This window comes from Neobacillus sp. DZ-9 (assembly GCF_059587065.1).
The window spans coordinates 248,480-273,441 of sequence record NZ_JCAIOL010000001.1; the positions used below are offsets into that span (position 1 = coordinate 248,480).

The 24,962-nt window shown below is 38.8% G+C and carries 28 protein-coding genes and 1 other annotated feature; of the genes, 25 read left to right on the forward strand and 3 right to left on the reverse strand.

Going from position 1 to position 24,962, the window contains the following annotated elements; all coding sequences use genetic code 11:
- Positions 1 to 47 precede the first annotated feature (47 nt).
- Genes AC59HZ_RS01180 through AC59HZ_RS01190 form a run of 3 tightly spaced genes read right to left on the reverse strand, consistent with a single transcriptional unit; the run spans position 48 to position 2,218 of the window.
- Positions 48 to 1,280 carry a hypothetical protein gene (locus AC59HZ_RS01180; protein WP_496544092.1) on the reverse strand — a complete coding sequence of 411 codons (1,233 nt, stop codon included), beginning with the start codon at positions 1,278 to 1,280 and terminating at the stop codon, positions 48 to 50.
- A complete protein-coding gene (locus tag AC59HZ_RS01185) occupies positions 1,277 to 1,741 on the reverse strand; it encodes a PulJ/GspJ family protein (RefSeq protein ID WP_496544093.1) in 465 nt (154 codons plus the stop codon). The genes AC59HZ_RS01180 and AC59HZ_RS01185 overlap by 4 nt, the downstream gene beginning before the upstream one ends.
- 12 nt (positions 1,742 to 1,753) lie before the next feature.
- Positions 1,754 to 2,218 carry a type IV pilus modification PilV family protein gene (locus tag AC59HZ_RS01190; protein ID WP_496544094.1) on the reverse strand — a complete coding sequence of 155 codons (465 nt, stop codon included), beginning with the start codon at positions 2,216 to 2,218 and terminating at the stop codon, positions 1,754 to 1,756.
- Between the two features lie 261 nt (positions 2,219 to 2,479).
- On the opposite strand from AC59HZ_RS01190, the gene AC59HZ_RS01195 reads away from it, so the two are divergent.
- The 25 genes from AC59HZ_RS01195 (at position 2,480) to AC59HZ_RS01315 (ending at position 24,939) form a co-directional block, all read left to right on the forward strand.
- A complete protein-coding gene (locus tag AC59HZ_RS01195; RefSeq protein ID WP_496544095.1) occupies positions 2,480 to 3,256 on the forward strand; it encodes a hypothetical protein in 777 nt (258 codons plus the stop codon).
- Between the two features lie 23 nt (positions 3,257 to 3,279).
- On the forward strand, positions 3,280 to 4,593 hold the full coding sequence (locus AC59HZ_RS01200) for a G5 domain-containing protein (RefSeq protein ID WP_496544096.1): 1,314 nt from the start codon (positions 3,280 to 3,282) through the stop codon (positions 4,591 to 4,593).
- Positions 4,577 to 6,271 (forward strand): GspE/PulE family protein, encoded by a 1,695-nt coding sequence (locus AC59HZ_RS01205; RefSeq protein ID WP_496544097.1) that lies wholly within the window; start codon positions 4,577 to 4,579, stop codon positions 6,269 to 6,271. The genes AC59HZ_RS01200 and AC59HZ_RS01205 overlap by 17 nt, the downstream gene beginning before the upstream one ends.
- Positions 6,272 to 6,283: 12 nt before the next feature.
- The gene (locus AC59HZ_RS01210) at positions 6,284 to 7,333 is read left to right on the forward strand and encodes a type IV pilus twitching motility protein PilT (RefSeq protein ID WP_496544098.1); all 1,050 of its coding nucleotides are present in this window, start codon (positions 6,284 to 6,286) and stop codon (positions 7,331 to 7,333) included.
- Complete coding sequence (locus tag AC59HZ_RS01215; protein WP_496544099.1) at positions 7,326 to 8,531, forward strand: type II secretion system F family protein; 1,206 nt, start codon at positions 7,326 to 7,328, stop codon at positions 8,529 to 8,531. The genes AC59HZ_RS01210 and AC59HZ_RS01215 overlap by 8 nt, the downstream gene beginning before the upstream one ends.
- Before the next feature lie 142 nt (positions 8,532 to 8,673).
- The gene (locus AC59HZ_RS01220; protein WP_496544100.1) at positions 8,674 to 9,087 is read left to right on the forward strand and encodes a type II secretion system protein; all 414 of its coding nucleotides are present in this window, start codon (positions 8,674 to 8,676) and stop codon (positions 9,085 to 9,087) included.
- Positions 9,087 to 9,830, forward strand: coding sequence for a prepilin peptidase (locus AC59HZ_RS01225; protein WP_496544101.1), 744 nt, complete (start codon positions 9,087 to 9,089; stop codon positions 9,828 to 9,830). Before AC59HZ_RS01220 ends, AC59HZ_RS01225 begins: the two co-directional genes overlap by 1 nt.
- Positions 9,831 to 9,855: 25 nt before the next feature.
- On the forward strand, positions 9,856 to 10,851 hold the full coding sequence (gene pilM, locus AC59HZ_RS01230) for a type IV pilus biogenesis protein PilM (RefSeq protein WP_496544102.1): 996 nt from the start codon (positions 9,856 to 9,858) through the stop codon (positions 10,849 to 10,851).
- Positions 10,848 to 11,684, forward strand: a complete 837-nt coding sequence (locus AC59HZ_RS01235) for a PilN domain-containing protein (RefSeq protein ID WP_496544103.1) — start codon at positions 10,848 to 10,850, stop codon at positions 11,682 to 11,684. Before pilM ends, AC59HZ_RS01235 begins: the two co-directional genes overlap by 4 nt.
- Positions 11,681 to 12,514, forward strand: coding sequence for a GspMb/PilO family protein (locus tag AC59HZ_RS01240; protein ID WP_496544104.1), 834 nt, complete (start codon positions 11,681 to 11,683; stop codon positions 12,512 to 12,514). Before AC59HZ_RS01235 ends, AC59HZ_RS01240 begins: the two co-directional genes overlap by 4 nt.
- A gap of 134 nt (positions 12,515 to 12,648) precedes the next feature.
- A complete protein-coding gene (locus tag AC59HZ_RS01245) occupies positions 12,649 to 13,719 on the forward strand; it encodes an SPOR domain-containing protein (RefSeq protein ID WP_496544105.1) in 1,071 nt (356 codons plus the stop codon).
- 228 nt (positions 13,720 to 13,947) lie between these two features.
- On the forward strand, positions 13,948 to 14,520 hold the full coding sequence (locus AC59HZ_RS01250) for a Maf family protein (protein ID WP_496544106.1): 573 nt from the start codon (positions 13,948 to 13,950) through the stop codon (positions 14,518 to 14,520).
- 45 nt (positions 14,521 to 14,565) lie between these two features.
- Positions 14,566 to 15,255 (forward strand): RadC family protein, encoded by a 690-nt coding sequence (radC, locus tag AC59HZ_RS01255; protein ID WP_496544107.1) that lies wholly within the window; start codon positions 14,566 to 14,568, stop codon positions 15,253 to 15,255.
- Positions 15,256 to 15,417: 162 nt separating this feature from the next.
- Positions 15,418 to 16,431 (forward strand): rod shape-determining protein, encoded by a 1,014-nt coding sequence (locus tag AC59HZ_RS01260; RefSeq protein WP_496544108.1) that lies wholly within the window; start codon positions 15,418 to 15,420, stop codon positions 16,429 to 16,431.
- Between the two features lie 25 nt (positions 16,432 to 16,456).
- Entirely contained in the window at positions 16,457 to 17,338 is an 882-nt protein-coding gene (gene mreC, locus AC59HZ_RS01265; protein ID WP_496544109.1) for a rod shape-determining protein MreC, read from the forward strand.
- Positions 17,335 to 17,850 carry a rod shape-determining protein MreD gene (gene mreD, locus AC59HZ_RS01270; protein WP_496544110.1) on the forward strand — a complete coding sequence of 172 codons (516 nt, stop codon included), beginning with the start codon at positions 17,335 to 17,337 and terminating at the stop codon, positions 17,848 to 17,850. The genes mreC and mreD overlap by 4 nt, the downstream gene beginning before the upstream one ends.
- Before the next feature lie 138 nt (positions 17,851 to 17,988).
- Complete coding sequence (minC, locus tag AC59HZ_RS01275; protein ID WP_496544111.1) at positions 17,989 to 18,669, forward strand: septum site-determining protein MinC; 681 nt, start codon at positions 17,989 to 17,991, stop codon at positions 18,667 to 18,669.
- A gap of 1 nt (position 18,670) precedes the next feature.
- The gene (minD, locus tag AC59HZ_RS01280; RefSeq protein ID WP_496544112.1) at positions 18,671 to 19,474 is read left to right on the forward strand and encodes a septum site-determining protein MinD; all 804 of its coding nucleotides are present in this window, start codon (positions 18,671 to 18,673) and stop codon (positions 19,472 to 19,474) included.
- A 104-nt stretch (positions 19,475 to 19,578) separates the two neighbouring features.
- Entirely contained in the window at positions 19,579 to 20,382 is an 804-nt protein-coding gene (locus AC59HZ_RS01285; RefSeq protein WP_496544113.1) for a peptidoglycan DD-metalloendopeptidase family protein, read from the forward strand.
- On the forward strand, positions 20,375 to 21,241 hold the full coding sequence (locus tag AC59HZ_RS01290) for a M50 family metallopeptidase (protein WP_496544114.1): 867 nt from the start codon (positions 20,375 to 20,377) through the stop codon (positions 21,239 to 21,241). Before AC59HZ_RS01285 ends, AC59HZ_RS01290 begins: the two co-directional genes overlap by 8 nt.
- Positions 21,242 to 21,642: 401 nt before the next feature.
- The gene (locus tag AC59HZ_RS01295) at positions 21,643 to 23,094 is read left to right on the forward strand and encodes an Rne/Rng family ribonuclease (RefSeq protein WP_496544115.1); all 1,452 of its coding nucleotides are present in this window, start codon (positions 21,643 to 21,645) and stop codon (positions 23,092 to 23,094) included.
- Positions 23,095 to 23,140: 46 nt separating this feature from the next.
- Positions 23,141 to 23,225, forward strand: a sequence feature (ribosomal protein L21 leader region).
- A 13-nt stretch (positions 23,226 to 23,238) separates the two neighbouring features.
- On the forward strand, positions 23,239 to 23,547 hold the full coding sequence (gene rplU, locus AC59HZ_RS01300) for a 50S ribosomal protein L21 (protein ID WP_223591168.1): 309 nt from the start codon (positions 23,239 to 23,241) through the stop codon (positions 23,545 to 23,547).
- A 15-nt stretch (positions 23,548 to 23,562) separates the two neighbouring features.
- The gene (locus tag AC59HZ_RS01305) at positions 23,563 to 23,907 is read left to right on the forward strand and encodes a ribosomal-processing cysteine protease Prp (RefSeq protein ID WP_496544116.1); all 345 of its coding nucleotides are present in this window, start codon (positions 23,563 to 23,565) and stop codon (positions 23,905 to 23,907) included.
- On the forward strand, positions 23,908 to 24,201 hold the full coding sequence (gene rpmA / locus AC59HZ_RS01310) for a 50S ribosomal protein L27 (protein ID WP_026572313.1): 294 nt from the start codon (positions 23,908 to 23,910) through the stop codon (positions 24,199 to 24,201). It abuts the gene before it with no gap.
- 204 nt (positions 24,202 to 24,405) lie between these two features.
- Complete coding sequence (locus AC59HZ_RS01315) at positions 24,406 to 24,939, forward strand: Spo0B C-terminal domain-containing protein (RefSeq protein WP_496544117.1); 534 nt, start codon at positions 24,406 to 24,408, stop codon at positions 24,937 to 24,939.
- Positions 24,940 to 24,962 lie beyond the last annotated feature (23 nt).

Consider the following 24,962-nt stretch of genomic DNA (forward strand, 5'->3'; position numbering starts at 1 on the left):
TGTGAACGTTAGTAATTCTAACAGTCACACCTTTTTTATATGATTTCTTAATAGTCAACATTACTTATAATTGGGCTGACATTATTGCCCCAATTTATTTGGAATGCTGGAGGGACATAGGTTCCGCATTGTTTTTTGAAATTATCAAAATTCATATTCCCAAATCCTGAAACTTCTTTATAAACATTGCTATTATCCTTCTGATAAACCTTTCCTAAAACTAATAGATTATTTGAATTGTCCACCGTTTTACTGTCGTTAATATACAAATTTCCATAAACACACATTTTTGAGGAAGAAATAGTTAATTTATTTACGGTTGCATTTTCACCTACATATACAAAAGACTTGTTCGAAATGTCAAATTGTTGTGCTACAGATAAACTTTTTTTAACTAACAATTGTGATAATGTATCAATTTTTAAGTTTTGTTGAAAGGTTGCATTTCCGTTCGTTTCAATTAACATATTGGTTTGGCTATTCATATTTTTCCCGACGGTAATATCACCATCAGCATGAATTTTTATAACACTATTATTGTTTTCGTTTCCATTACCTGTAAGCGTTAGAGTACCGGTTGTATAAATTGTTTTGTTGTCAGACAATAAATTATTCCCATTGAATGCTGCATTCCCCTCAATATAGACAGGGTTACAATTTTTATCTAACGTTTCACATACTTTAGTTGGTTTCATTACATTAGAGTAATTTGGTAGTTGATAGTTGTTAGGATCGTCAGTTATAGGTAAATTAATAATAGTATCAAGGTTTAGATACATTTCCGCAAAAAGAGTGGTCTCTTTACCATTTTCGTTTCCAACAATATTAAAGCTGATATTAACTTTATACGAATTGGATGCCGAGTCAGCGGCCACAACAAAATTTTTCAAATAAAAGGATGCATTCGGATGCTCATCAACTCTTATTGGTGCAAGTGAAGTCCCGCTTGGAACCATTGACTGAAGCTCACTAGCCATTTGTAATGTTGCTTCTCTTTTAAAGTCCTTTGTTGTTGTGGCGTTAGGTTGACTCATGATGGTACTGACATAGGAATTGACGGTATTTCTTTTTGATTCGTACATTTGTTGGATGGCAACTTGATAATAGGAGATTCCCATTTCTGCAGCTGAAACAGATTTTGTACTTTTATCAACTACTTGATTTTGTTTTGTACTTGAAAAGGCTTGTCCCATGAAGGAAAGTGTAATAATCATAAAAATAGTTATAATGACTAATATGGTTACAAGTGCATAACCTTCTTCATTCTTAAAATATTTCATTGATATTTAACACCCTTTACTCGATAGAGGTAAGTATCTATCGTCATTTTATTATTGGGATCTTTTTTGTCACTCGTAGTCAGCGTTAACCGAACATCATTGCCAGCTCGGTTAGGAATGACTGAATTAGTGATTCCATTTTTAATATCAAACTTGAAGCAAATATAAGGATGTTTGTATATTTCCGTTCTTGTTGAATTATCTTTATTGGTAATATTAACGGTAATTTCGCAATTCGAGTTCGTGTTAAGTATGTCATACTGTTTAGCTGTTTGGTGAATCTTTAATAAGTTGGTAACTAAAAGGTTTGTTTCTTGTTGCATTTGATTTTTTGAGATTGCTTTTTGAGAAAAATTAAATCCTTGGAAGAAAACACTCCATATAATGACACTAACCATTGAAAAAATTGTTAATGTAGCTAAAACCTCGACCAATGTTAACCCACGCTCATCTTGAGGCAATATCATTCCCTCCTATCTTTTTACATATCCGAAAGTTTCGGCAATAATATTGCCTCTTTTATTTAATAGCTGAACGACCATGGAATGAACGTAAGACACGCTTGAACTTGTATTAGGGGATTTTTTTATTTTGATCCGAACATCATAATTACTCCTCGTAGTTTCAAAATAATAATAGTCAGGATATTTATTATAAGAAAAAAGAGAATAATTAATCATTTCGCTTACATAAGCAGGGGTAAAGCCAGTTATTCGGTCATTTCGCTCAAGAAATGTTTTCACCTCAGGTGATTCCTGCCAATTTATTAGAACTTCTTTCGCCGTATTAATTGCTTGAGTTTTTTCTTGATTTTGCTTATTCACAAATCCCATTTGTGGGAAAAAACTCATAGTTGTCAAAAGAACCATAGATAATATAACAATTGATGTGAGTACCTCAATTAATGTTAATCCTTTTTCATTTTTCGACAATTCCACCTAAATTCCTTCCCTTCTTGGGATAAAAGATTAGTTTAATAGAATCATTTTAACAAATTTATTAGATAAAATTTAACAATAGTCAGTAATTAATACCTATAAAAGTTTTTCGTCTTCTTTTAAACTAGATGAAAATATTATACAATATTTAGTAGGCGATTTTTGTCTATTTTTGTATGAAATTAATAAATCTTAGTTTATTTTGAAAAAAAATGAAGTTTAATAGTATAAAAGTTTGTTGAATAAAAGGGGAGGTACGGGATGGAATCGATAGTTTGGGCCTTTGGAGCTATGTTGTGTATGATGTTGGTTATAGCCTTTTTGCCTATTGGTATTACGTTAAGAGGTAAGATTTATTTGGTTTTTGCTAGTTTTGTATTAGCCCTTGGAGGTATTGGAGCAGTTACTTCTTTCCCGCTATGGCAGTCCGGATTAATGATTTTTTTACTTGTCTTAATTACTGCTTATATAATGAACAGCCGTCTTGCTGCAGTTTTATTTTGTCAAGAAATAGACTCTATTGAAGATGATTACGAGGATGAAAGTCCTGAATCATTTGACCTTGTTACACAATCAGAAAATACTACAGATTTAGACATGATTGATTTAGGAGAAATTGAAATTACTGCCCCATCAACAGAAAATGTCTTAAATATTAATGAAGACTCTCTTGAATTACAACCTCAAATGTTAGAAGAACATGATGAGTTATCAGGAATAGGCGATGATGAAATTTCATTTTTGGATGAGCGGCCTGAAATTCAAGTAGTTGAAACACATGAAGATATTGAACCGGAAGAGGGATATTTAGCGGATATTGAAAGTTTACTCTTTGAAGAAACAATTAAAACGACTGTATCCCAAGAAGATGATTTACTTGTGGAAATAAAAGAGGATAATTCAGAAGAAGAAAACTTCCTTTATGATGAAGAAAACGACTTAGAAGAATTATTTTTTGCAATGAAAGAAACGGCAACCACAATTGATGAAAAACCAGAGGAAAGCCAATTGAAAAAAACTGTTCAATTGCAAAAGTAATTTGGAAGAAAGGGGGAGTAGGGATGAAGAAAAACCAAAAGTTTATCAAACTTTTTATAGTACTTTTTTTCGGTACAGCGTTTATTTTTAGTTTTTCACACTTTGGAGCACAGGCTTTCGAAAAATTAGGAAACGCAGATGGAAAATATTCAGATGGGACGACAATTGGAAGTTTAGATATTTCCGGGAAAACGGATAGTGAAGCGGCTAGTTTGCTGGAAGAAAAATATGTCGAATGGCTGAAAGCTTCAAAGTTTGAATTACAATATAGTGAGCTAAATGTTCCTTTTGACCTTAATCTTTTAAACCTGGATACAAAATCAACGATTAATTCTATTAAGGACGGTCAGAAAAACACAGTTTATATTAGTTTAAACCAATCTGATGTCGAGGATCAGATTCATATTCTTTTCCCGCAGCTCAATAGTAAAGAGATTGACGTAGGTAAGTTGAAAACTAATTTAGAAACAACTGCATCCACGTTTCAGGCAGGCACTTCTTCCTTCAACCTTTATAATGATTATTCCCTTGGAGGTAAAAAAGAATTTATCGTAAGCGAAACAGCTCTTAAAGTAACTGATATTCCTGCAGAACTTCAGACAATCGTGAAGAAAAGTCCTGAAATCAAAGTTGCGGAAGGAGCCACTTTTTCCCTTTTGGATTTTGCTAAGAATCAAAAGATTGAGAAGTCTGATGCGCTTAGTATGCTTGCTACAGGGATATACCAAACAGTTTTACAGACTAACTTTACAGTAGTGGATCGAAATATTAGCAATACAATTCCTGCATATGCAGAACTCGGATTTGAAGCAAGAGTCAGTCCTGCACAGAAGACGGATTTAGTCATTACAAATCCAAATAAATCAGCCTATACCATACAGTTAACATTAGAAAACAATCTATTAAAAGTAAGCCTAAAGGGTGAGAAACTACTTTACAATTATAAAATTTCTAAAAAGGACCAACAGCAATTAAAACCAAAAACAATCGTTCAATACAGTCCGCTTCTTAAGTCTGGTAGAACCATGGTTAAAACTGCAGGGGCTGATGGAATTTCCGTAAAAGTGTACCGGGATATTTACCAAGGTGAACAATACCTAAAAAGTGAACTAATATCTGAGGAATATTACCAGCCAATTTATCGTGTTGAAGTTCATGCTTTAACTGGAACACTTCAAGGGGCATCAACAACTACCACCAGCCAAACTAACAGCACAGTGAATGCTGCAACTCAAACGAATCCTGATGGAAGTCAAACTCCTTCAACATCTGTCACAATACAACAAGATTCTAATGTTGATAACCTTTGGGGGAAGCCGAATGAACAGCCAAAATAGTGTTGAGTTAAATAAAAAGAAACAAACTAGAACACGACTTGGTGATTTATTGTTAGAAGAAGGAATCATCACCGTTGAACAGTTAGAAGCGGCTTTGGATGAAAAAGGGTCAAACCAAAAACTTGGTGAAGTATTGCTGCAAAAGGGATATATTACCGATCAACAATTAGCAGAAGTTCTCGAACGCCAGCTTGGTATTCCACATGTAAACCTTTTTCAATATCCATTTGATACAAATCTCTTCTCGATCATTTCGAAGGATACGGCAAGACGGAATTTAATTGTTCCTCTAAAAAAAGAGGGAAACAAGCTATTTGTGGCAATGGTTAATCCGATGGATTTTATCATTATTGATGATTTACGTTTATCGACCGGATTCCAGATTGAAACTGCGATTGCAACAAAAGATGACATCCTGCGAACTATAAATAAATATTATGACGATGATGAGGGCTTAGAAGAGCTTTTCGATGACTTTTCACCAAGCGAGCGTGGCAGGGATGAAGATGTTACTAACCAAGACTCGCCGATCGTTCGTCTCGTCAATCAAATCCTAACTAATGCCGCCATTCAAAAGGCTAGTGATATTCATATTGACCCGCAGGAAACGAAAATTGTTGTCAGATATAGAGTAGATGGCGTGCTTAGAACTGACCGTGTATTACCACGCCATATGCTAAGTGTGTTAACAGCCAGAATTAAAATTATGTCGAACCTAGATATCACCGAGCACCGGATTCCACAAGACGGACGGATAAAACTTCACCTTGATTTTCATCCGATCGATCTTCGTGTTTCCACGCTGCCAACTGTATTTGGCGAGAAAATTGTTATGCGTCTGTTGGATATGGGCGCTGCGTTAAATGATATAAATAAAATTGGTTTTAATACCCTTAATTTTAAAAGATTCAATGACATGATTGAACAGCCGACGGGGATCGTTCTAATAACTGGACCAACAGGTTCAGGGAAATCATCTACACTTTATGCTGCTCTAAATAAGCTTAATAGTGAAGAAGTAAATATCATTACAATTGAGGACCCCGTCGAATACCAATTGGAAGGCATTAATCAGATTCAGGTTAACACCAATGTTGGGATGACCTTTGCAGCAGGTCTTCGTTCAATCTTACGTCAGGACCCGAATATTATCATGGTCGGTGAGATTCGTGATAAAGAAACAGCGGAAATAGCGATTCGTGCCTCTTTAACTGGGCATTTAGTCTTAAGTACTTTGCACACCAATGATTCATTAGGGACCGTGACACGTCTTATTGATATGGGAGTAGAACCGTTTTTAATTGCTTCCTCACTAAGCGGGATTGTTGCCCAGCGTTTAGTTCGAAAGGTTTGTAAGGATTGTGCCGAAGTTCAGGTACCATCAATGAGAGAAAAAGATATTTTTGCAAGACGCGGGCTGAAGATTGAAAAGGTTATGAGAGGAAAGGGATGTCCTTCTTGTAATATGACTGGCTATAAAGGAAGGGTAGCACTTCATGAAGTGTTAGTGCTTAATGACGACATGCGCCGAGTGATTATGAATGAAAATTCCTTTCAAAAGCTAAAAGAACATGCGATAAAAAATAAAACAATCTTTTTGATTGATGATGGTTTAATAAAAGTGAAACAAGGCTTAACAACAACAGAAGAAGTATTGCGTGTAGCCATTTTGGAGTAGGAGATCGAACAGATGAAAGAAAGAATCGATAATATTTTACGTGCCGCGCTTGAATTTAAGGCTTCCGATATCCATTTAACAGTGGGTGTTCCTCCAGTATTCCGTATCAATGGAGATATTAAACGCTATGGGAAGGATATGTTATTGCCAGCAGATACAGAAGAGATTGCTAAAACAATTGTACCTGAAAACATGTATGACTTGTTTAAGGAAAAGGGAGAGCTGGATTTCTCTTATGGTATTCCCGGAGTATCACGTTTTCGTGTTAATGCCTACCATCAAAGGAAAAGTGTAGCACTTGCTCTTCGTGTAGTTGCATCCAAAACGCCGACAATCGAGGATTTGAATTTGCCGGAAATAATTCCAAAGCTAATGGAGAAGCCACAGGGATTAATTCTTGTTACTGGTCCAACAGGCAGCGGTAAATCAACAACACTTGCGTCAATGATTGATTATATGAACAGGACAATGCGTAAACATATCATTACCCTGGAGGACCCAATTGAGTATCTTCATAAACACGGCAATTCGATAATTGACCAGCGTGAGGTTGGTTTTGATACGAAATCATATGCTAATGGCTTGAAGGGAGCGCTCCGGCAGGACCCTGATGTTATCCTTGTTGGTGAGATGCGAGACCTAGAAACGATTGGAATTGCAATTACCGCTGCGGAAACAGGCCACTTAGTGCTAGGAACCCTACATACATCGAGCGCCCCGTCCACCATTAACCGGATTATCGACGTATTCCCGCCGGCGCAGCAGCCTCAAATTCGGGTTCAGCTGGCATCGGTATTAGTAGGAGTTATTTCACAGCGTCTATTTCCCACTGCCGATAAAAAGGGCCGAAAGGCGGCAACTGAGATTTTAGTTAACAATCCGGCCATTGCCAACCTTATCAGAAGTGAAAAAATTCACCAAATTTCAAGTACAATGCAAACATCTCGTGCCCAGGGAATGCATACACTTGAAATGAGTATCCGAGACTTGCTTGACCGCAATTTGATTGAAAAAGAAGCTGCAACAAAATACTTACACGAAAAGATGATGCAGGATGCCTAGGTTTAAATATTCCGGTCGTGACAAGCGTGGGAAAAAGCAGGGCACAGTAACAGCAGCTTCCAGACGGGAAGCAATGATGAAGCTAAAAGAAGATGGCGTTCGGGTTGTTGAAATGAAGGAAGTCCCGGAAACCCTTATGACTATGGAACTAACAATTGGAAATCCAGTTAAGCTTCAGGATTTTGTTATTTACATTAGACAATTTGCCACATTGTTGAAGGCAGGAGTTACCATTGTTGAAGCAACATCTGTACTTGCTGCCCAAACAGAAAGTAAAGCATTAAAAAGGATTTTACTAGATGTGGAGCAAGAACTACGTGAAGGAAACCCATTTTCGGAGGCTGTTTCCAAGCATAAGAAGGTATTTAACTCTATGTTTGTTAATATGGTTAAGGCTGGAGAAGTGAGTGGTAATATGGATGAGACACTTGAGCGCCTTGCTGAAGATTTTGAAAAACAGCATCACACAAGGCAAAAGGTTGTCTCAGCACTTACTTACCCGCTTGTAATTGGTATTATTGCCATCATGGCAGTTATCTTCTTATTAGTTGGGGTAGTCCCCAAATTTGTTACGATGTTTAAAGACATGAATGCTGAGTTGCCAGCAATAACGAAGTTTGTCTTATCATCCAGCGAATTTATGAAATCATTTTGGTGGATTGTTTTACTATTATTTATTGCTATTTATCTTGCTTTTACATTCATGAAAAAAAATAAACAGACAAAATACTATCTAGATTATGCACTCTTAAGGATGCCTATATTCGGTAAAATGATGCAAAAAGCACAACTAGCCAGAATGATGAGAACACTTAGCACGTTATTTTCAAGTTCAGTTCCAATCTTGCAATCGATGGCTATTGTAGAAAAAGTGGTTGAAAATGAAGTGATTTCAAAAGTTATACGTCAATCTAGGGATTCTCTTGAAAAAGGAAGATCGATGACAGAGCCGATGAATGATCATTGGGCCTTTCCTCCTCTAGTAACGCAAATGATCTCAATTGGTGAGAATACCGGGGCTTTAGACGCAATGCTTTCAAAGATTGCTGAATTCTATGAAAAAGAGGTCGAAGCAGGAACGGATAGGCTAAAGTCCCTAATTGAGCCAATCATGATTGTCTTTTTAGCAGGGATTGTAGGTGTAATAGTCCTATCCATAATGATGCCAATGTTTTCGATGTTCGACCAAATGAGCTAAGAAATACAAATTTTCACATAATAAATGCAAAAATCCAAATTTTGAGACAAAAAATGATAAAAAACTCTTTTCCAACACTGTCATTTATTGTATACTCATAGAGAAATAATACTAGGTTCATAGAACCAGAAGGAGCGGGAAAATGGTACAAGCTTTAAAACAAAAAATGAAGGAACAAAAAGGTTTTACCCTAATTGAATTACTTGCAGTAATCGTTATTTTAGGGATAATTGCTGCGATTGCAATTCCAGCGATTGGAAATGTTATTAACAAATCAGATGCAAAGGCACAAGCTCAAACAGGTTTACAAATTATCAATGCTGCGAAATTGTATGTAGCTGACCATAATGATGTTAAAGATAAAGATGTTTTATCTGATGCGGATTTAAAAGATTACTTAGATAGTGCGAAAGATAAAAATGGTGATGACTTAACAGGTTTTTCAGTTACAGTTGATGCTGTTGGAACTAGTGGCAAATTCTCATATACTCTTAATGGTTATCCAGGTAAAGACGATTCTAAAACTGAAGCAAAACTTATTGAAGAAGCAAATTAATGTTTTTATTTTTACTTTTTTATGGGTTAATTCTGGGTTCTTTTTACAATGTTGTAGGACTAAGGGTACCTCTAAAGAAATCAATAGTAACACCAAGATCAGCATGTCCCAACTGTGGACATCAGCTTACACCATTAGAACTAATTCCGGTTTTATCATATATGCTTCAAAAGGGGAAATGCCGCGGCTGTCAGTCGCGGATTTCTCCTATCTATCCATTATTTGAACTGCTGACAGGAATCTTGTTTGCAGCGGCACCATACTTGGTTGGATGGTCTGGAGAATTATTCGTTGCCTTAACGTTAATTTCAATGTTTATGATTATCATCGTATCCGATATTCATTATATGATCATCCCTGATAAAATTTTAATTTGGTTTGCAGGGATTTTTTTATTGGAACGAATTATTATACCTTTAGACCCATGGTGGAATAGCGCTTTAGGTGCAGTCACAGGGTTTTTACTGCTGTTTATCATTATGATCGTCAGCAAAGGCGGTATGGGCTTTGGTGATGTGAAACTATATGCCCTGCTTGGTCTTGTTCTAGGGCTTAAACTGGTCTTATTATCTTTTTTCCTTTCAACACTGTACGGTGCTGTAATCGGCGGATTAGCCCAGCTATTTAAAATCGTAAAAAAACGCGAACCGATTCCATTCGGCCCATTCATTGCAGCTGGTACATTGACAGCTTATTTTTGGGGTTTGGATTTAATTGATTTATACTTTCAAATTCTTTTATAAGAATTTTTTATAAGGGGTTCATGATATGGCATTTTCCCTCTTTTCTACTAAAAATCGAATAATCAACCTAGTAATAAATGACCACTCGATTCGCTTTCTTGAGTTGAAACAAGCGAATCCCCCTACACCGCAAAGGTGGAATGAGCGCTTTTTGCCTCCTGGAATCATTACGGATGGAAAAATCGTTGACATTGATTCACTCTCAAGTATTCTTGAGGAATGTATTGACGAATGGAAAATTCGCCGACGTGCAATTCGTTTTAATGTACCAGATCCTTTGGTTATTATACGGAAAGTCTCGATTCCAGCAGATGTGCAAGAAGATGAGATTAAGGGGTATCTTTATTTAGAGCTGGGTTCTAGTATACATTTACCATTTGAGGAACCGGTATTTGATTATTACTCACTACCGGATAACGGCAAAACAAAGGATTTATTATTATTTGCTGCTCCAGAGCAAAATGTGATGGAGTATGTTGATTTACTCAACAGTCTCAAATTAAATCCGGTTGCGGCTGATATCTCTCCGCTCTCCTTATATCGTTTGTATTACCATTTAGGGCAGGCAAGCGAGAGTGAGGTCCTATTCACAGTCCAATTTGATTTGACAAGCGTCAATTTATGCATCTTTGATGAGACAGTGCCATTAGTCATGCGACATTTCGCTTTACCCTTTGATTTTGACAAATGGGAAATCACCCGTGATACGTTAGGATTAATGGTATGTAAATATAAAGGGGAACCGGAAGAATTGGTTGTCCAATTTGAAGACATTTTTAAAGAAATAAATAAGTTATTGGATTTTTATAGATATTCACTTAATAATGAAAAGCAGGATGTTACCAAGTTTTTATTATATGGCGACCATCCAATGCTTATGGCTATATTTGATGAAATGCGAGAAAGATTTGAAATTCCTGTTGAATTAATCAATTTCGAAAAGGAAGCAAACAGTAAACCGGTTAGTGTACCGAATAATTTATTACTGCCTTTAGGTCTTGCTTTAAAAGAGGTGCAATGATGCTAGTAGAAATTAACCTGCTTCCTCAAAAAGAGCCCAAAAAATTCAATATTATCTATTTGACATCCATCGTTGCGGCATTAGTTCTTATTGGCGGGGTTTACTTTTGGCAGATTCAATCCGTCAAAAGTGATGTGGAAGCTGTTGATAGCCAAATTGCATCGGCAAAGCAACTTGCTGAAAAGCAACAGCAAAATGCCAATCAAGCACAAGTAGCATCTTCAGCTGGATTACTAAAATCTGCCGTTGAATGGGTGAAAAACTACCCAATTCAAACCATCCCGGTAATGAGACATCTGACATCTCTATTACCAGAGCGCGGGTTTATCCAATCCTTTGCCTATACTGAGGCGGGGACGGTAACACTTAGTGTGCAGTTTGACAGCGCAAGAGAGGCAGCTTATTTTCTGGAGAACTTAAAGGAATCTAAGTGGATTGCTGATGCCAGCCTTAACTCACTGAGTGCTGTCGAGGAGAAGGAAACTGCTGCAACACCGGCACAAACAACTAATCAAAATACTGCGACTAATACTAGCAGCCAAAACAAAGGTACAACCACAACAACTGCTACTCAAAATACAACGAATACAAGCACTGCAGCTACTACTAATCAGAGTACAGCTGCTGCCGGTCAAACTAGTACAACAAGTTCAAATACTAATACAACAACGAATACTGCAAACAATTCAGTGGCTGCTGCCACTGGCACAACTGCCCAACCTGATAAATATATTCTTCCAAGGTATCTTGGACAATTTGAAATTAAGTTTAATAAAGATGTTATAAAAACGGATTTGAGCAAGAAGAAGGCTGAAGGGGGGACAGGCACATGAAGTCCCGCCTATCAAAACTAGACAAAATAATTGTGGGTGGCGGCTCCCTATTAATCATACTGGTATTCGTCTATGCCCAGTTCCTTTCGCTCTCACCTTTGAAATCAGATTTATCATTAAAGCAGCAAGAACTACAGATTGAGAAAAAACTGTCAGATATGATGACGAAGAAAAAGTCTGACTCCCAAAAGACTGAACCTGAAAATACTAGTGAACTGCAAAAGCAGCTTCCTGTTATGCCGCTTCAGGAACAAGTTCTTTTGGATTTAGAAAAGGCTGAAACAGTTTCTAATAGTCAAATTAAAAGCATGAGTTTCACGAAGGATGCAGATGTGACGCCGCCAGCTGCTGAGGCTGCAGCAGCAAATACTGGCACAACTCAAACAGCTGCACAAAATCAGACTGCCACAAATCAGGGTACTCAAAATCAGGCGTCGGCCCAAAATCAAACGACAACTGCTCAGGGGTCTGGCAATCAAGCTGCAACTCAACAGACGGCTGCAGCCACTGCCCCAAACGGTCTCAAAAAGATTACCGTTCAGCTTCAGGTTGAATCTCAAACCTATGCAGAATTAGAAAAATTCATCGAAACTTTGGAATCGTTGCCGCGAATTGTGGTAGTGGAGGCAATCAATTATACCGGCGGGGAAGAGGCCACGAGTCTTGATCAAGAAGATAAACCGTTAACCTATTCGCTTACCGTCTCTGCCTTCTACATGCCAACATTAACCGACCTTGCAGCCCAACTGCCAAAAATCGATGCACCTGCACCGGCGGGTAAAGATAATCCATTAAGCGAGTTTCCTGCTACAGCAACCACTCAGCCTTAATGAACAAATTAGCGAACGAACAATAAATTTGGCGAAACTCTACGATAACAAGACGACAAAAGTCTTGTTATTTTTTTTTTTTCCTGTGATAGGATGAAACTAATTATCTGTCGGAAGAGAGAGGAGAGCGTAGAGTGGACAAGCCTAAAAAAGGCAATACGATCACGATAAAATTAAATGGAGAGAACCAGTCCTATCAAGAAGAACCCCCAAAACAAGATTTGGAAGCCAACATTGAACCCTATGCCAAAGTAATAAAAATAAATAAAGACCTGCCGGAATCAGAAGGGATTTTTGAAACTGCTGCCGCACAGGAGTCGGTTGATGAGAGCTTTGACTGGATTATTCCTGAATCGGATGAAAATGATATTGAGGAATTCAAATTTACAAATAATACAAACCCTAAAACAACCAGCCATAAAATGCTAACATCTTTTACGACTAACTCTAAGAAGAAAAATGGGCGGCCTTTAGGTTCCATATTAATCTCTGCATTTTTCGCGGTTCTGATTGGCACCACAATTGGCTTTTTCATGTTGAAGCTTGTCATTTCAGAGCAGGGGAATAAGGCGCCGGTGAGTCAGACAATCGTAAAGGAAACAGGAACAGAAAAAACGGCAACTGAAGGTAAAGCTTTATCAGCGACTATTGATCAATTAACAACATATGTGGTTCAAGGAGGAGTATTTTCTTCTAAAGAGGGCACCCAAGAAATCGCAAAAGAATTAAAACAGAAAGGTGTACCATCGCAAACGGTTGAATTAAATGGTAAGTTCTATCTCCTTTTAGGCTTAGCAGATTCAATCGAAACGGCTAAAGCTCTAGGAAACCAGTATAAAGAAAATGGAGTAGATGAAATATTTTCAAAGCCGTTATTACTAGATGAAAAGAAAGTTTCTAACGTAACGGATAAAGAAAAGTCTTTTATTGAAGAACTTCCAACCATCTATCAAACTTTGGCAGGAGCAACATCGAGTGCTCTCGTCTCAAAAACGATTCCAGCAGAGTCCGCGAAATCTCTAGCTGGCATTGAAGAAACATTAAAAGCCAGCGGCATTAAAAATGAGAAAATAAAAAACCTAAAGACGGAATTAACCAGTGCGGATGAAAAGATAAAAGCTTATCAAAAGTCTAAAGATGCAAAAAGTTTAACCGAAGCACAGCAGCATCTATTAAACTTCATATCTCAATACAATGCCATGTGAGTCAGCATCTGACAAACTTCGGTATTTTCCGGGAAATGAATAATATTATTTAGCCTGCTCAACTAGGGCAGGCTTTTTATTGTACACAGTTCTTCCATAAATTGATTATTTCTGCATAATTTTACAAAATTCATCAAACTTTAAGGATATTAAAATTGTTTGCTTATACAATTTCTGATACGATTAACTTGTATCTCCCTATACAAATGCAAAAGGTAAGGTGATGAAATGCAAAACCTCATTTTAGCCTCTTCTTCTCCACGGCGAAAAGAACTTCTAGAAACTCTCCAGTTAACATTCGCGATCTCAAGCAGTGAAGTAGATGAAAGCTTTGATCCATCTCTCTCCCCAGAGGAAGTCGTGATGGAGTTAGCCGAACGAAAGGCCCAGGTCATTTTTAAAGAGAATCCTGATTCTTTTGTAATTGGCTCAGACACGATTGTGGTCGCGGATAATCGAATCTTAGGTAAGCCCGCTGATGAAGCAGAAGCCATTAGTATGTTACAAAGCCTTTCAGGAAGGCAGCATGAAGTATTTACAGGGGTATCGATTGTGTCTCCAACAAGTTCAACCCGTTTTTACGAAAAAACAGAAGTTTGGTTTTGGGAGTTAACGGATGAAGAGATACGGTCATATGTGAAAACTGGTGAACCGCTTGATAAAGCAGGAGCATATGGCATTCAGCAACTTGGAAGTATGCTTGTCAAAAAAATACATGGAGACTATTTTGCGGTTGTCGGTCTGCCCGTTGCAAGAACGGTAAGGGAATTGCAGCAGTTAGGCTACCAGTTGCCGTATTAACTTTTTAAAAGTTCATTAACTCCCGATCATAAGGGAGGAAAAAAAGTGTCCACAAATACATTAATGATCCGTGATTTCCCTCAAGACGAAAGGCCGAGAGAGCGTTTTATCAATCATGGCCCGCAAAGCTTATCGAATCATGAATTGATTGCCATCCTACTTCGAACCGGGACAAAGGATGAATCCGTGCTGCAATTATCGAATCGCCTGCTGACCCATTTCGAGGGACTAAGATTGTTAAAATCTGCCACTTTAGAAGAAATCACCGAAATCAAAGGAATTGGTTCAGCCAAGGCGATTCAAATTTTGGCTGCTGTAGAGATTGGCAGAAGAATTGCCAATCTGTCCTTTAGTGATCGATACGTCATTCGGTCCCCTGAGGACGGAGCAAAGTATGTCATGAACGATATGCGCTTTTTGTCACAGGAGCATTTTGTCTGCCTCTATTTAAATACCAAAAACCAGGTTATTCATAAACAAACGATTTTTATTGGGAGCTTGAATGCTAGCATAGTCCATCCAAGGGAGGTCTTTCGCGAAGCATTAAAGCGGTCAGCAGCCTCCGTTATTGCGCTGCATAATCATCCCTCCGGAGACCCCACTCCTAGCCGAGAGGACATAGAGGTCACGAAAAGACTGGTGGAATGTGGAAAAATTCTAGGCATCGACCTCCTCGATCACCTCATCATTGGTGAAAATAAGTTTGTCAGCTTGAAGGAAAAAGGATATTTATAACACTATGTTTTTATTTGACGTCAGGCTATAATATTAGTTATGATTTTTTAGGACTGCTTTTGACCTAGCAATATAAAAAATAAGAAAAAAGACATGATATAAAAGGTGATTGCCTGCCTAGGGAATTTTTGCATTTCGTATCAGAAAGGGAGCTACATAATTATGTTTGGAATTGGAACAAGAGATTTAGGAATTGATTTGGGGACTGCCAATACCCTCGTCTATGTAAAAGGAAAAGGAATTGTCCTACGTGAGCCATCGGTTGTGGCCTTGCAGACAGATACAAAAAGCATCGTTGCCGTTGGGAATGACGCGAAGAATATGATTGGACGGACACCTGGTAATGTCGTCGCGACAAGACCAATGAAGGACGGAGTCATTGCGGACTTTGAAACGACTGCAACGATGATGAAATACCACATCCGTCAGGCTCAAAAAAGTAAAAGTGTTTTCTCTGGTAAGCCTTATGTCATGGTATGTGTACCGTCTGGAATCACTGCAGTAGAAGAAAGAGCGGTAATCGATGCTACAAGACAAGCTGGTGCGAAAGACGCCTACACAATTGAAGAGCCTTTTGCCGCAGCGATAGGTGCCAATCTTCCTGTTTGGGAGCCAACCGGCAGCATGGTTGTCGATATCGGCGGTGGCACAACAGAAGTTGCGATTATTTCCTTAGGTGGTATTGTAACAAGCCAATCAATCCGCATTGCCGGCGATGAAATGGACGATGCGATTATCTCCTATATTCGCAAAAATTATAATTTAATGATTGGGGAGCGTACTGCGGAAACGATCAAAATGGAAATCGGCTCTGCGGGCATCCCTGAAGGCATTGATAATATGGAAATTCGCGGCCGCGATTTATTAACAGGCCTGCCAAAAACGATCGAAATTACCGCAAAAGAGATTTCAACAGCCCTAAATGATACGGTTTTTGCGATTGTTGAAGCGGTGAAAAATACACTTGAAAAAACTCCGCCGGAGCTTGCAGCAGACATTATGGACCGGGGAATTGTCCTTACGGGCGGCGGTGCCTTGCTTCGTAATTTGGACCGAGTCATCAGTGAAGAAACAAAAATGCCGGTGTTAATTGCTGAAAATCCGCTTGATTGCGTGGCAATCGGTACAGGAAAAGCATTAGACCATATTCACTTATTTAAAAATAAAGCGAAATAATCTAGATAAATAGAGGTGTATAGTCATGCCACAGTTCTTTTTAAATAAACGACTGATCATTTTGCTTGTCAGCATCATTGTTCTCGTGGCATTGATTGGGTTTTCTTTAAGGGAGAGAAGTAAACTATCCTGGCCGGAACAATTTGTGAAGGACACAACCGGCTGGGTTCAATCCCTGGTTTCAAAGCCTGCCAATTTCGTTGCAGGCTTTTTTGAAAATCTCCAGGACCTGCAAAATACATATGAAGAGAATAAAGAACTTAAATCGCGGACTGAAGATCTTGTCAGCCTTGAAGCAGAAAATCAAGAGCTGAAAAAAGACAATAAGGAATTGCGTGAAATTCTCGGTGAAAAAAGGACTCTGAGAGATTTTAAACCATTACCAGCTACTGTTATTGGCAGAAACCCTGATCGTTGGCATGAAATGATTATTATCGATAAAGGAAATCTCAACGGCATCAAAAAAAATATGGCGGTCGTTACGGCCAAAGGTCTGATTGGCAAAGTGAAGACGGTCAACCAATTCAGCTCCACTGTGCAGCTATTGAGTGCGATGGATCCTAAGAACCGGATTTCCGTAACCATTCAAGGTGAAACAAGTATTTACGGATTTGTTCAAGGCTTTGATGATAAAAAGAAATTACTGTTAGTGAAAAGCATTCCTGCTGGAGTTAAAGTGGAAAAAGGCCAAAATGTGATTACCTCAGGTAAGGGCGGGGTTTTTCCCGAAGGTTTGGTCGTTGGGAAGGTTGTCGAGGTTAAACCTGATCAGTATGGACTAAATCAAACGGCATTAATAAAACCCGGAGCGGACTTTTATGATATTGAAAACGTCATTGTCATTAAACGATTGATGACACAGCCTGAAATAACCGATATGGAAAACGAGAAGGAGAAGGATCTATGAAAAAATTCCTTCTTCCTCTTTTGTTTTTGTTTCTTTTTCTAGTTGAAAGTCTTTTTGTTCAATTTTTTCCTGGCAACCTTTTCGGAGGCAAGGTCATCGTCCCCCATTTTTTATTTGCGGCTCTTGTTTTTTTAACGATTTTTACAGGCAAAAAACAAGGTATCATCTATGCCGCCATTTTTGGGATGATATTTGATATTGTTTATGTTGAAATTATTGGGATATACTTTTTTCTTTTTCCCTTTATCTGTTACATTGTTACGAAAATTATGCATATCATGCAGTCTAATATCATTATTGCCTTCCTTGTTTCGCTTTTTGCCATTGCATTATTGGAGATTGGGGTATATGAAATGAACTTCCTCATTCATGTAACCGATCTCGATTTTATGGGCTTTTTGAATTTGCGATTTTATCCAACGCTAATCTTAAATGCGGTTTTTGTGTTGATTTTTGGATATCCATTAAAGAGACGCTTTGAAAAGTATGCCGATGCATTAAGAGATGAATGATTTTTTTAAAAAAGAGGAGAATAGACGCATCGTGTCGAATTTTATAAAGAAGAGTCTGCACTTTGATTCGGAATAGGTCATTTTCCTTATTTGCCTATTCCGAAATTGTTTTTTTAATTATGAGGTGAAAAAATCTCCATGAAAAATCGGCAAAATGTTACAATAAAAGGTACAAAGGATGGACTTGTCCTGCATCTTGATGACAGCTGTTCCTATGAGGAGCTAAAAAAAGAATTAGACCAAAAGCTTTCTGCCAATTCCCAGACACAGGATGAGCGGCATTTAATATCTGTTAAAGTGGAAATCGGAAATCGTTATTTAACAGAGGATCAAAAGGAAGAATTAAAAGAGTTAATTCGGCAAAAAAAGAATTTAGTTGTTGATGATATTGAAGCAAATGTAATCACAAAAGAAGAAGCCAATCGCTTAAAGGCGGAAACAGAGGTCGTGACCGTGTCACGCATTATTCGTTCCGGCCAGGTGTTAGAGGTTCCAGGGGATATACTGTTAATTGGTGATGTAAATCCTGGTGGAACGGTGATTGCAGGCGGAAATATATTTATTATGGGTACACTTAAGGGAGTGGCCCATGCCGGTTATTTTGGCAATGATCAAGCTGTCATCGCTGCTTCGAGCATGAAACCTTCACAGCTGAGGATTAGCGATTGTATTGAACGAACTCCGGAATCGGTTCAAAGTATAGAGAAACGCGAAATGGAATGTGCTTACATAGATGATAACCGCCAAATCATTATTGATAGATTGCAAGCTTTAATCCAATTAAGGCCTAATTTAAATAGATTAGAAGGGGGACATTAAAGTGGGAGAAGCAATAGTAATTACATCCGGTAAGGGCGGAGTAGGCAAAACTACAACCTCTGCGAACATTGGTACTGCACTCGCCCTGCAAGGGAAAAAAGTATGCTTAGTGGATACTGACATCGGTCTTCGAAACTTAGATGTCGTAATGGGACTTGAAAACCGAATTATATATGATTTGGTTGATGTTGTAGAAAAAAGATGCAAAATCCATCAAGCTTTAGTGAAGGATAAACGTTTTGATGGGTTATTGTATTTATTGCCTGCAGCTCAAACCGTTGATAAATCGGCTGTTCAGCCAGAGCAAATGAAAGAACTCATCACCGAATTAAAGCAGGATTACGATTATATCATTATTGACTGTCCTGCCGGAATTGAACAAGGCTATAAAAATGCTATTGCTGGCGCGGATAAAGCCATTGTCGTCACGACGCCTGAAGTTTCTGCCGTACGCGATGCCGATCGGATTATTGGCCTCCTTGAAAAAGAAAAGGGGATGGAATCTCCAAGATTAGTTGTGAACCGGATTCGCAATCATATGATGAAGAGCGGTGACATGCTCGATTTAGACGAGGTCACCCAGCATTTATCCATTGAGCTAGTCGGAATTGTCGCGGACGATGAAGAAGTCATTAAAGCTTCAAACCACGGCGAACCGATTGCCTTAAATCCTAACAGCAAGGCATCTATTGCCTACCGGAATATAGCCAGAAGAATCCTAGGGGAATCCATCCCGCTTCAGCCGCTTGAAGAAGCAAACAAGGGCGTCTTTACAAAACTTAAAAAGTTCTTTGGAGTTCGATAATAGTGAAGCCTGTCTAATTAAATATTGACAGGCTTTTTTTGTAGTCATACTCTTTAAATCCTGTTCATAAACTTGTACAAAAAGCGGGAAAAGGGTTGATGGATATGGCTCGGTCTTCAGCGGATGAAATACGGCGGCGAATCGCCAGAAGAAAAAAAGAACAAGGGACTCAAGGGACTCAAGGGACTCAAGGCAAAAGTCCAGAACGACATATTGCTTGGCCTGGTGATGATGATGATAAATACGGATTTAATCAGTTTACCTCTTCAGGGTCGAATGGAGACGACGGGCATCCATTATTTAAGAAGGAAGTCTTTTTCTTTAAAATCTTAGCGTCTATTCTTTTGTTTTTAGTGGTAGCTATCCTGTTTCGCAATCAAACAGCCTCACTGGAACCAGCAAGGGATGCGATTGTCAAAACAATGGACAAGGACTTTAAGTTTGCCACTGTATCAAAGTGGTACGAGGATAAGTTTGGCAAACCTCTTGCCCTGCTGCCTTTTACCAAGGACGATAAAGCCAGCAAAAAAGAGGTCGTCCAAAATAAATCCGCCGTGGAGGTTTCCGGACGACTCCTTGAGAATTTTAAGAAAAATGGCCAAGGCATCATGATCGAGACGCAAAAAGGCGCAGGGGTTCAAGCGATTAATGATGGCTTCGTCCGCTTTACTGGGGTGAAAGATGGGCTGGGGAATACAGTCATCATCCAGCACTCAGACGGTTCTGAAACCTGGTATGGCAATTTGGACACGATTAAGGTTAATTTATATGACTTTGTTGAAAAAAGAACGGTGGTTGGCTCCGTATCCTCCTCCACTGGCGAAGATAAATCAAAAGGAAAATATTATTTTGCGATAAAAAAAGGCGATGATTTCATCGACCCAATTCAGGTGATTCGATTTGAATAGAGCGATATATTTACTTCGTCATGTTCATATCCATCCATTGTTGTGGATTGTGATTGCACTTTCGATTGCTACAGCGCATTTCCTAGAAGTTTGTTTACTCCTTGGGATTATTTTCATTCACGAAATGGGGCATGCTGCTGCAGCTTCTTTTTTTTCATGGAGGATCAAAAAAATAACCCTTCTGCCTTTTGGCGGGGTGGCTGAGATGGATGAGCATGGCAACCGGCCGTTAAAAGAGGAGGCCATTGTGGTCATTGCCGGGCCTCTCCAGCATGTTTGGATGGTTGGATTGGCATACGGTTTATTATCCTTTCATCTCATTTCAGAAGAGTTATTTAGCCTCTTTTTGAGTTATAATCTGATGATTTTTCTGTTTAATCTATTTCCAGTCTGGCCGCTTGATGGCGGCAAGCTGGTATTCCTGCTGCTATCATTAAAAAATTCATTTCCGAACGCCCATCGTATTACGCTTTTGCTATCGTTTGGCAGCTTACTTCTATTTTCCATCGCAATCTTAGCAGCGGCTCCCACACATCTCAATGTTTGGATCATAGTTGCATTCTTATTTTTCTCGCTATACCACGAATGGAAGCAGCGGCGCTATATTTTTATGCGATTTTTATTAGAGCGCCATTACGGAAAAAAATCCGGCCTGCACAATTTGAAGCCTATCCAAGCGGATGAAGAGGAATTACTCATTCATGTTTTAGAAAAATTTCAACGCGGCTGCAAGCACCCGATCATAGTGGAAGTGGATGGCCGGGAAAAAGGTAGATTGGATGAAAATGAACTATTGCATGCTTACTTCACAGAAAAACGGTTGACCGATAAAATCAGCGACCTTTTATTTTCATACTAAAAGGGTATAATTGAAATATAAAGTGGAGCGCTCGAGGTTCGAGCGCTTCTACAATTATAAAGTAAACTATAAGAGAAAATTTGGTAAAATATCGGAAATTTTGTCCTCAATAAGGGCTATTGGAGACATTTTAGGCGAAAAAGCCACTCATTTTGTCCTCAATAAGGGCTATTGGAGACATTTTAGGCGAAAAAGCTACTCATTTTGTCCTCAATAAGGGCTATTGAAGACATTTTAGGTGAAAAATACCACTAGTTTTGTCCTCAATAAGGGCTATTGGAGACATTTTAGGCGAAAAGCCACTCATTTTGTCCTCAATAAGGGTTATTGGAGACATTTTTAGGAAATTTCCATCGTAATTGTTCTCTAATGGTATTTTTATATAAAGCGAGGAAACACGGTTGGAAAAGTTAATTATTAATTACTTTGGGCGTGAAAAGCGGTATGCAGTTTTGCGTGACAAACAAGTTGAAAAAATTATTATCGACCGACCAGAGCACCAATCACTGGTCGGTAATATTTATTTTGGGACAGTGACAAAGGTTTTGCCTGGAATGAATGCAGCCTTCATCGATATAGGAGAAGAAAAAAAAGCCTATTTGCATCGTGACAACCTGCCCTCATACATACTCTCAACAGAAAAGCAGAAGAACATCTCTTCGTTTGTTCATCAGGGTGAAAAGCTCCTCGTTCAGGTGGACAAGGATGCAACCGGATCAAAAGGCCCAAAAGTAACGGGCATTATTGAACTGCAGGGCACCAATCTTATCTACATGCCGAAGGGGCGTTATACTGCGGTTTCTAAAAAAATAGTCGATGAACGGCAAAATGCTGCACTAAGAAGTATAGGAAGCCGCTTGAAATCAGAAGAAGAAGGAATTATTTTTCGTACGTCTAGCACAGACTGCATTGAAGATGAGATTGTCGAAGAGCTGAATTTCCTACGTGGCCAATATCAAGAACTGCTTCAAAAAGCCGCGGCCATAAAAAAGCCAGGGATTATTTTTCAAAAAGATACCTTCTTGGAAATGCTTATGGAGCAAGTCTCAAAGATGACAACAGGTGAAGTTATTATAGATGACCTCACCGTCAAAAAAATGCTGGAACAAAAAAATAATCAAGTTTCATTCACTTACTACAACAGCCTTGAAAATATTTTTTCTGCCAACAAAATAGAGCATGAAATCGAGAAAGCCCTCAAGCGGGTGGTTTGGCTCGATCAAGGTGCCTACCTTATCTTCGATGAAACGGAAGCCCTGACCATTATCGATGTGAATACAGGGAAATTCTCCGGCAAGTCCGATTATCAGGATACCGTTCTCAAAACTAATCAACATGCGGCCAAAGAAATCGTTAGACAGCTCCGCCTGCGGGACATCGGCGGCATCGTTCTGATTGATTTTATCGATATGAAACGCGAAAAAGACAAGCAAGCGATTCTGGATCTTTTCGAAAAAGAACTTGCCAAAGATGAAAAAAGAACGAGACTGATTGGATTTACGCCGCTTGGGATTCTGCAGCTGACAAGAAAAAAAACCAGGGTTGCCCTTTCAGAAGCACTAAAGGAAAAATGTCCAGTTTGCGATGGGACAGGCCGTATCTTAAGTGCGGAAACAATCGCCTTTCGTCTTGAGCGAGAGCTTCTCGAGCATCGCAATTCTGAATTTGAAGCAGTCTTAATAGAAACGACAGCAGAAGTCAAAGAGCTTATGCAGACTCACCTTGAAATATTGGAAGAATTGCTTGGTTTTAAAGTGTTTTTTACAATTCAGCCTTCTCCGAATCATCATTACGTTTTGAAGCAATTCGGCACTACGGACGAGATATCCCAAAAAGCTTTCGATTTCTATTGACACTTTCACTAAAATTATGTATGATTTTAATGTTATGTTTGTAGCACCCGTGCTACAACCGCACAGAACAGGTAGTAAGATTTCTGCGTAATTCGTGGGAACGCCTGTGTATGGCGAGTCTGAGTTTATAAGGAGGTGCAGTTCATGTACGCAATTATCGAAACTGGCGGTAAGCAACTTAAAGTCGAAGAAGGCCAAGCTATCTACATTGAAAAATTAAATGTTGAAGCTGGTGAAACAGTTACTTTTGACAAGGTTCTTTTCGTTGGCGGTGAAACTGTAAAAGTTGGAAGCCCTGTTGTTGCAGGCGCTACTGTTACAGCTAAAGTTGAAAAACAAGGCCGTGCGAAGAAAATCATTGTTTTCAAGTACAAAGCGAAGAAAAACAACCGTAAGAAGCAAGGTCATCGTCAACCTTACACTAAAGTAATCATCGAAAAAATCAACGCGTAAGGTGTTGGAAAATAGATGATTGGAATTACGATTACTCGTACTGAGTCCGGTGCGATTCAATCCTTTGAAATAAGTGGTCATGCTTTGTTTGCTGATCGGGGCAAAGATATTGTCTGTGCAGGCGTATCTGCCGTGTCTGTTGGTGCTATCAATGCGGTGCACGAACTAACTAATGTCACACCCGACCTAGAACATCGAGCAGACGGACTTCTCCGCTGTGTTCTTCCGGAGGATCTTCCTTCTGATACACAAGAGAAAGTTCAGCTTCTTCTTGAGGGCATGATTGTTTCATTACGATCGATTGAAGAAACGTACGGAGAGCACATAAAAATTACCTTCAAAAAGCAGGAGGTGGAATAAATGTTATTAAAATTAGATCTTCAGTTGTTTGCATCTAAAAAGGGAGTAGGTTCTACAAAGAACGGACGTGACTCTATCGCAAAGCGCCTTGGTGCTAAGCGTGCAGATGGTCAATTCGTAACTGGTGGTTCAATCCTTTACCGTCAACGCGGTACAAAGATTTACCCAGGTGAAAACGTAGGCCGCGGTGGTGACGACACTCTTTTTGCAAAAATCGACGGCGTTGTAAAATTCGAACGTTTAGGTCGTGACCGTAAAAAAGTGAGCGTTTATCCAGTAGCTCAAGAAGCGTAATGCTTTTATTGGAAACTCTAACCTGACCGGTTAGAGTTTTCTTTTTGCTCTGATAAATATCATATTAAGGGTATTTCCTCGTATTGTGCTTCTTTTTTTTACCACTTTAGGAAACCTTTCGTATAAAAAAGCTTACTCATGGTTACTTTTTTGATATACTAACAACAAACAGTGTGTTCCGACACTTAATGTGGGAGTGTGGGTATGGAGAAAGAATGGGGAATCGTCGAGGTGCTGCGGCACTCGCGTCATGATTGGTTGAATAAGCTTCAGTTGATAAAAGGGAACATCGATTTAAATCGAATTGACCGGGCTAAAGAGGTCATTGATGAAATTGTGATTGAAGCCCAGCATGAGACAAAGCTTTCAAATTTAAATATGCCTTTATTTGCCTCTCTTCTATTCACCTCTAATTGGGAGAATCCTTTTTTTAGACTCGAATATGAGGTATTTGAGGATGCAGAACCATTAAAAATGAACGATTCTGTCCTGACAAATTGGACAAGTTCCTTTTTTTCATGCTTAAATAATGCAATCGAAGCATTTCAAGAAAACCATTTATCGATTACAATTGAGCCGCAATCAGAAGGAATTCGTTTCTTTTTCGATTTTAGCGGGATAATAATAAAAAGTGAACTGATTGAAAAATTCCTTGGAGAGTCCGAAACATTGGACTTAGAGGTCAAGGAATTCTCGGAAAGCGAACTCGCACTGGAAGTTTTTATACCTAAACTTTAAACGGTATAAAACACAGGGCTTCT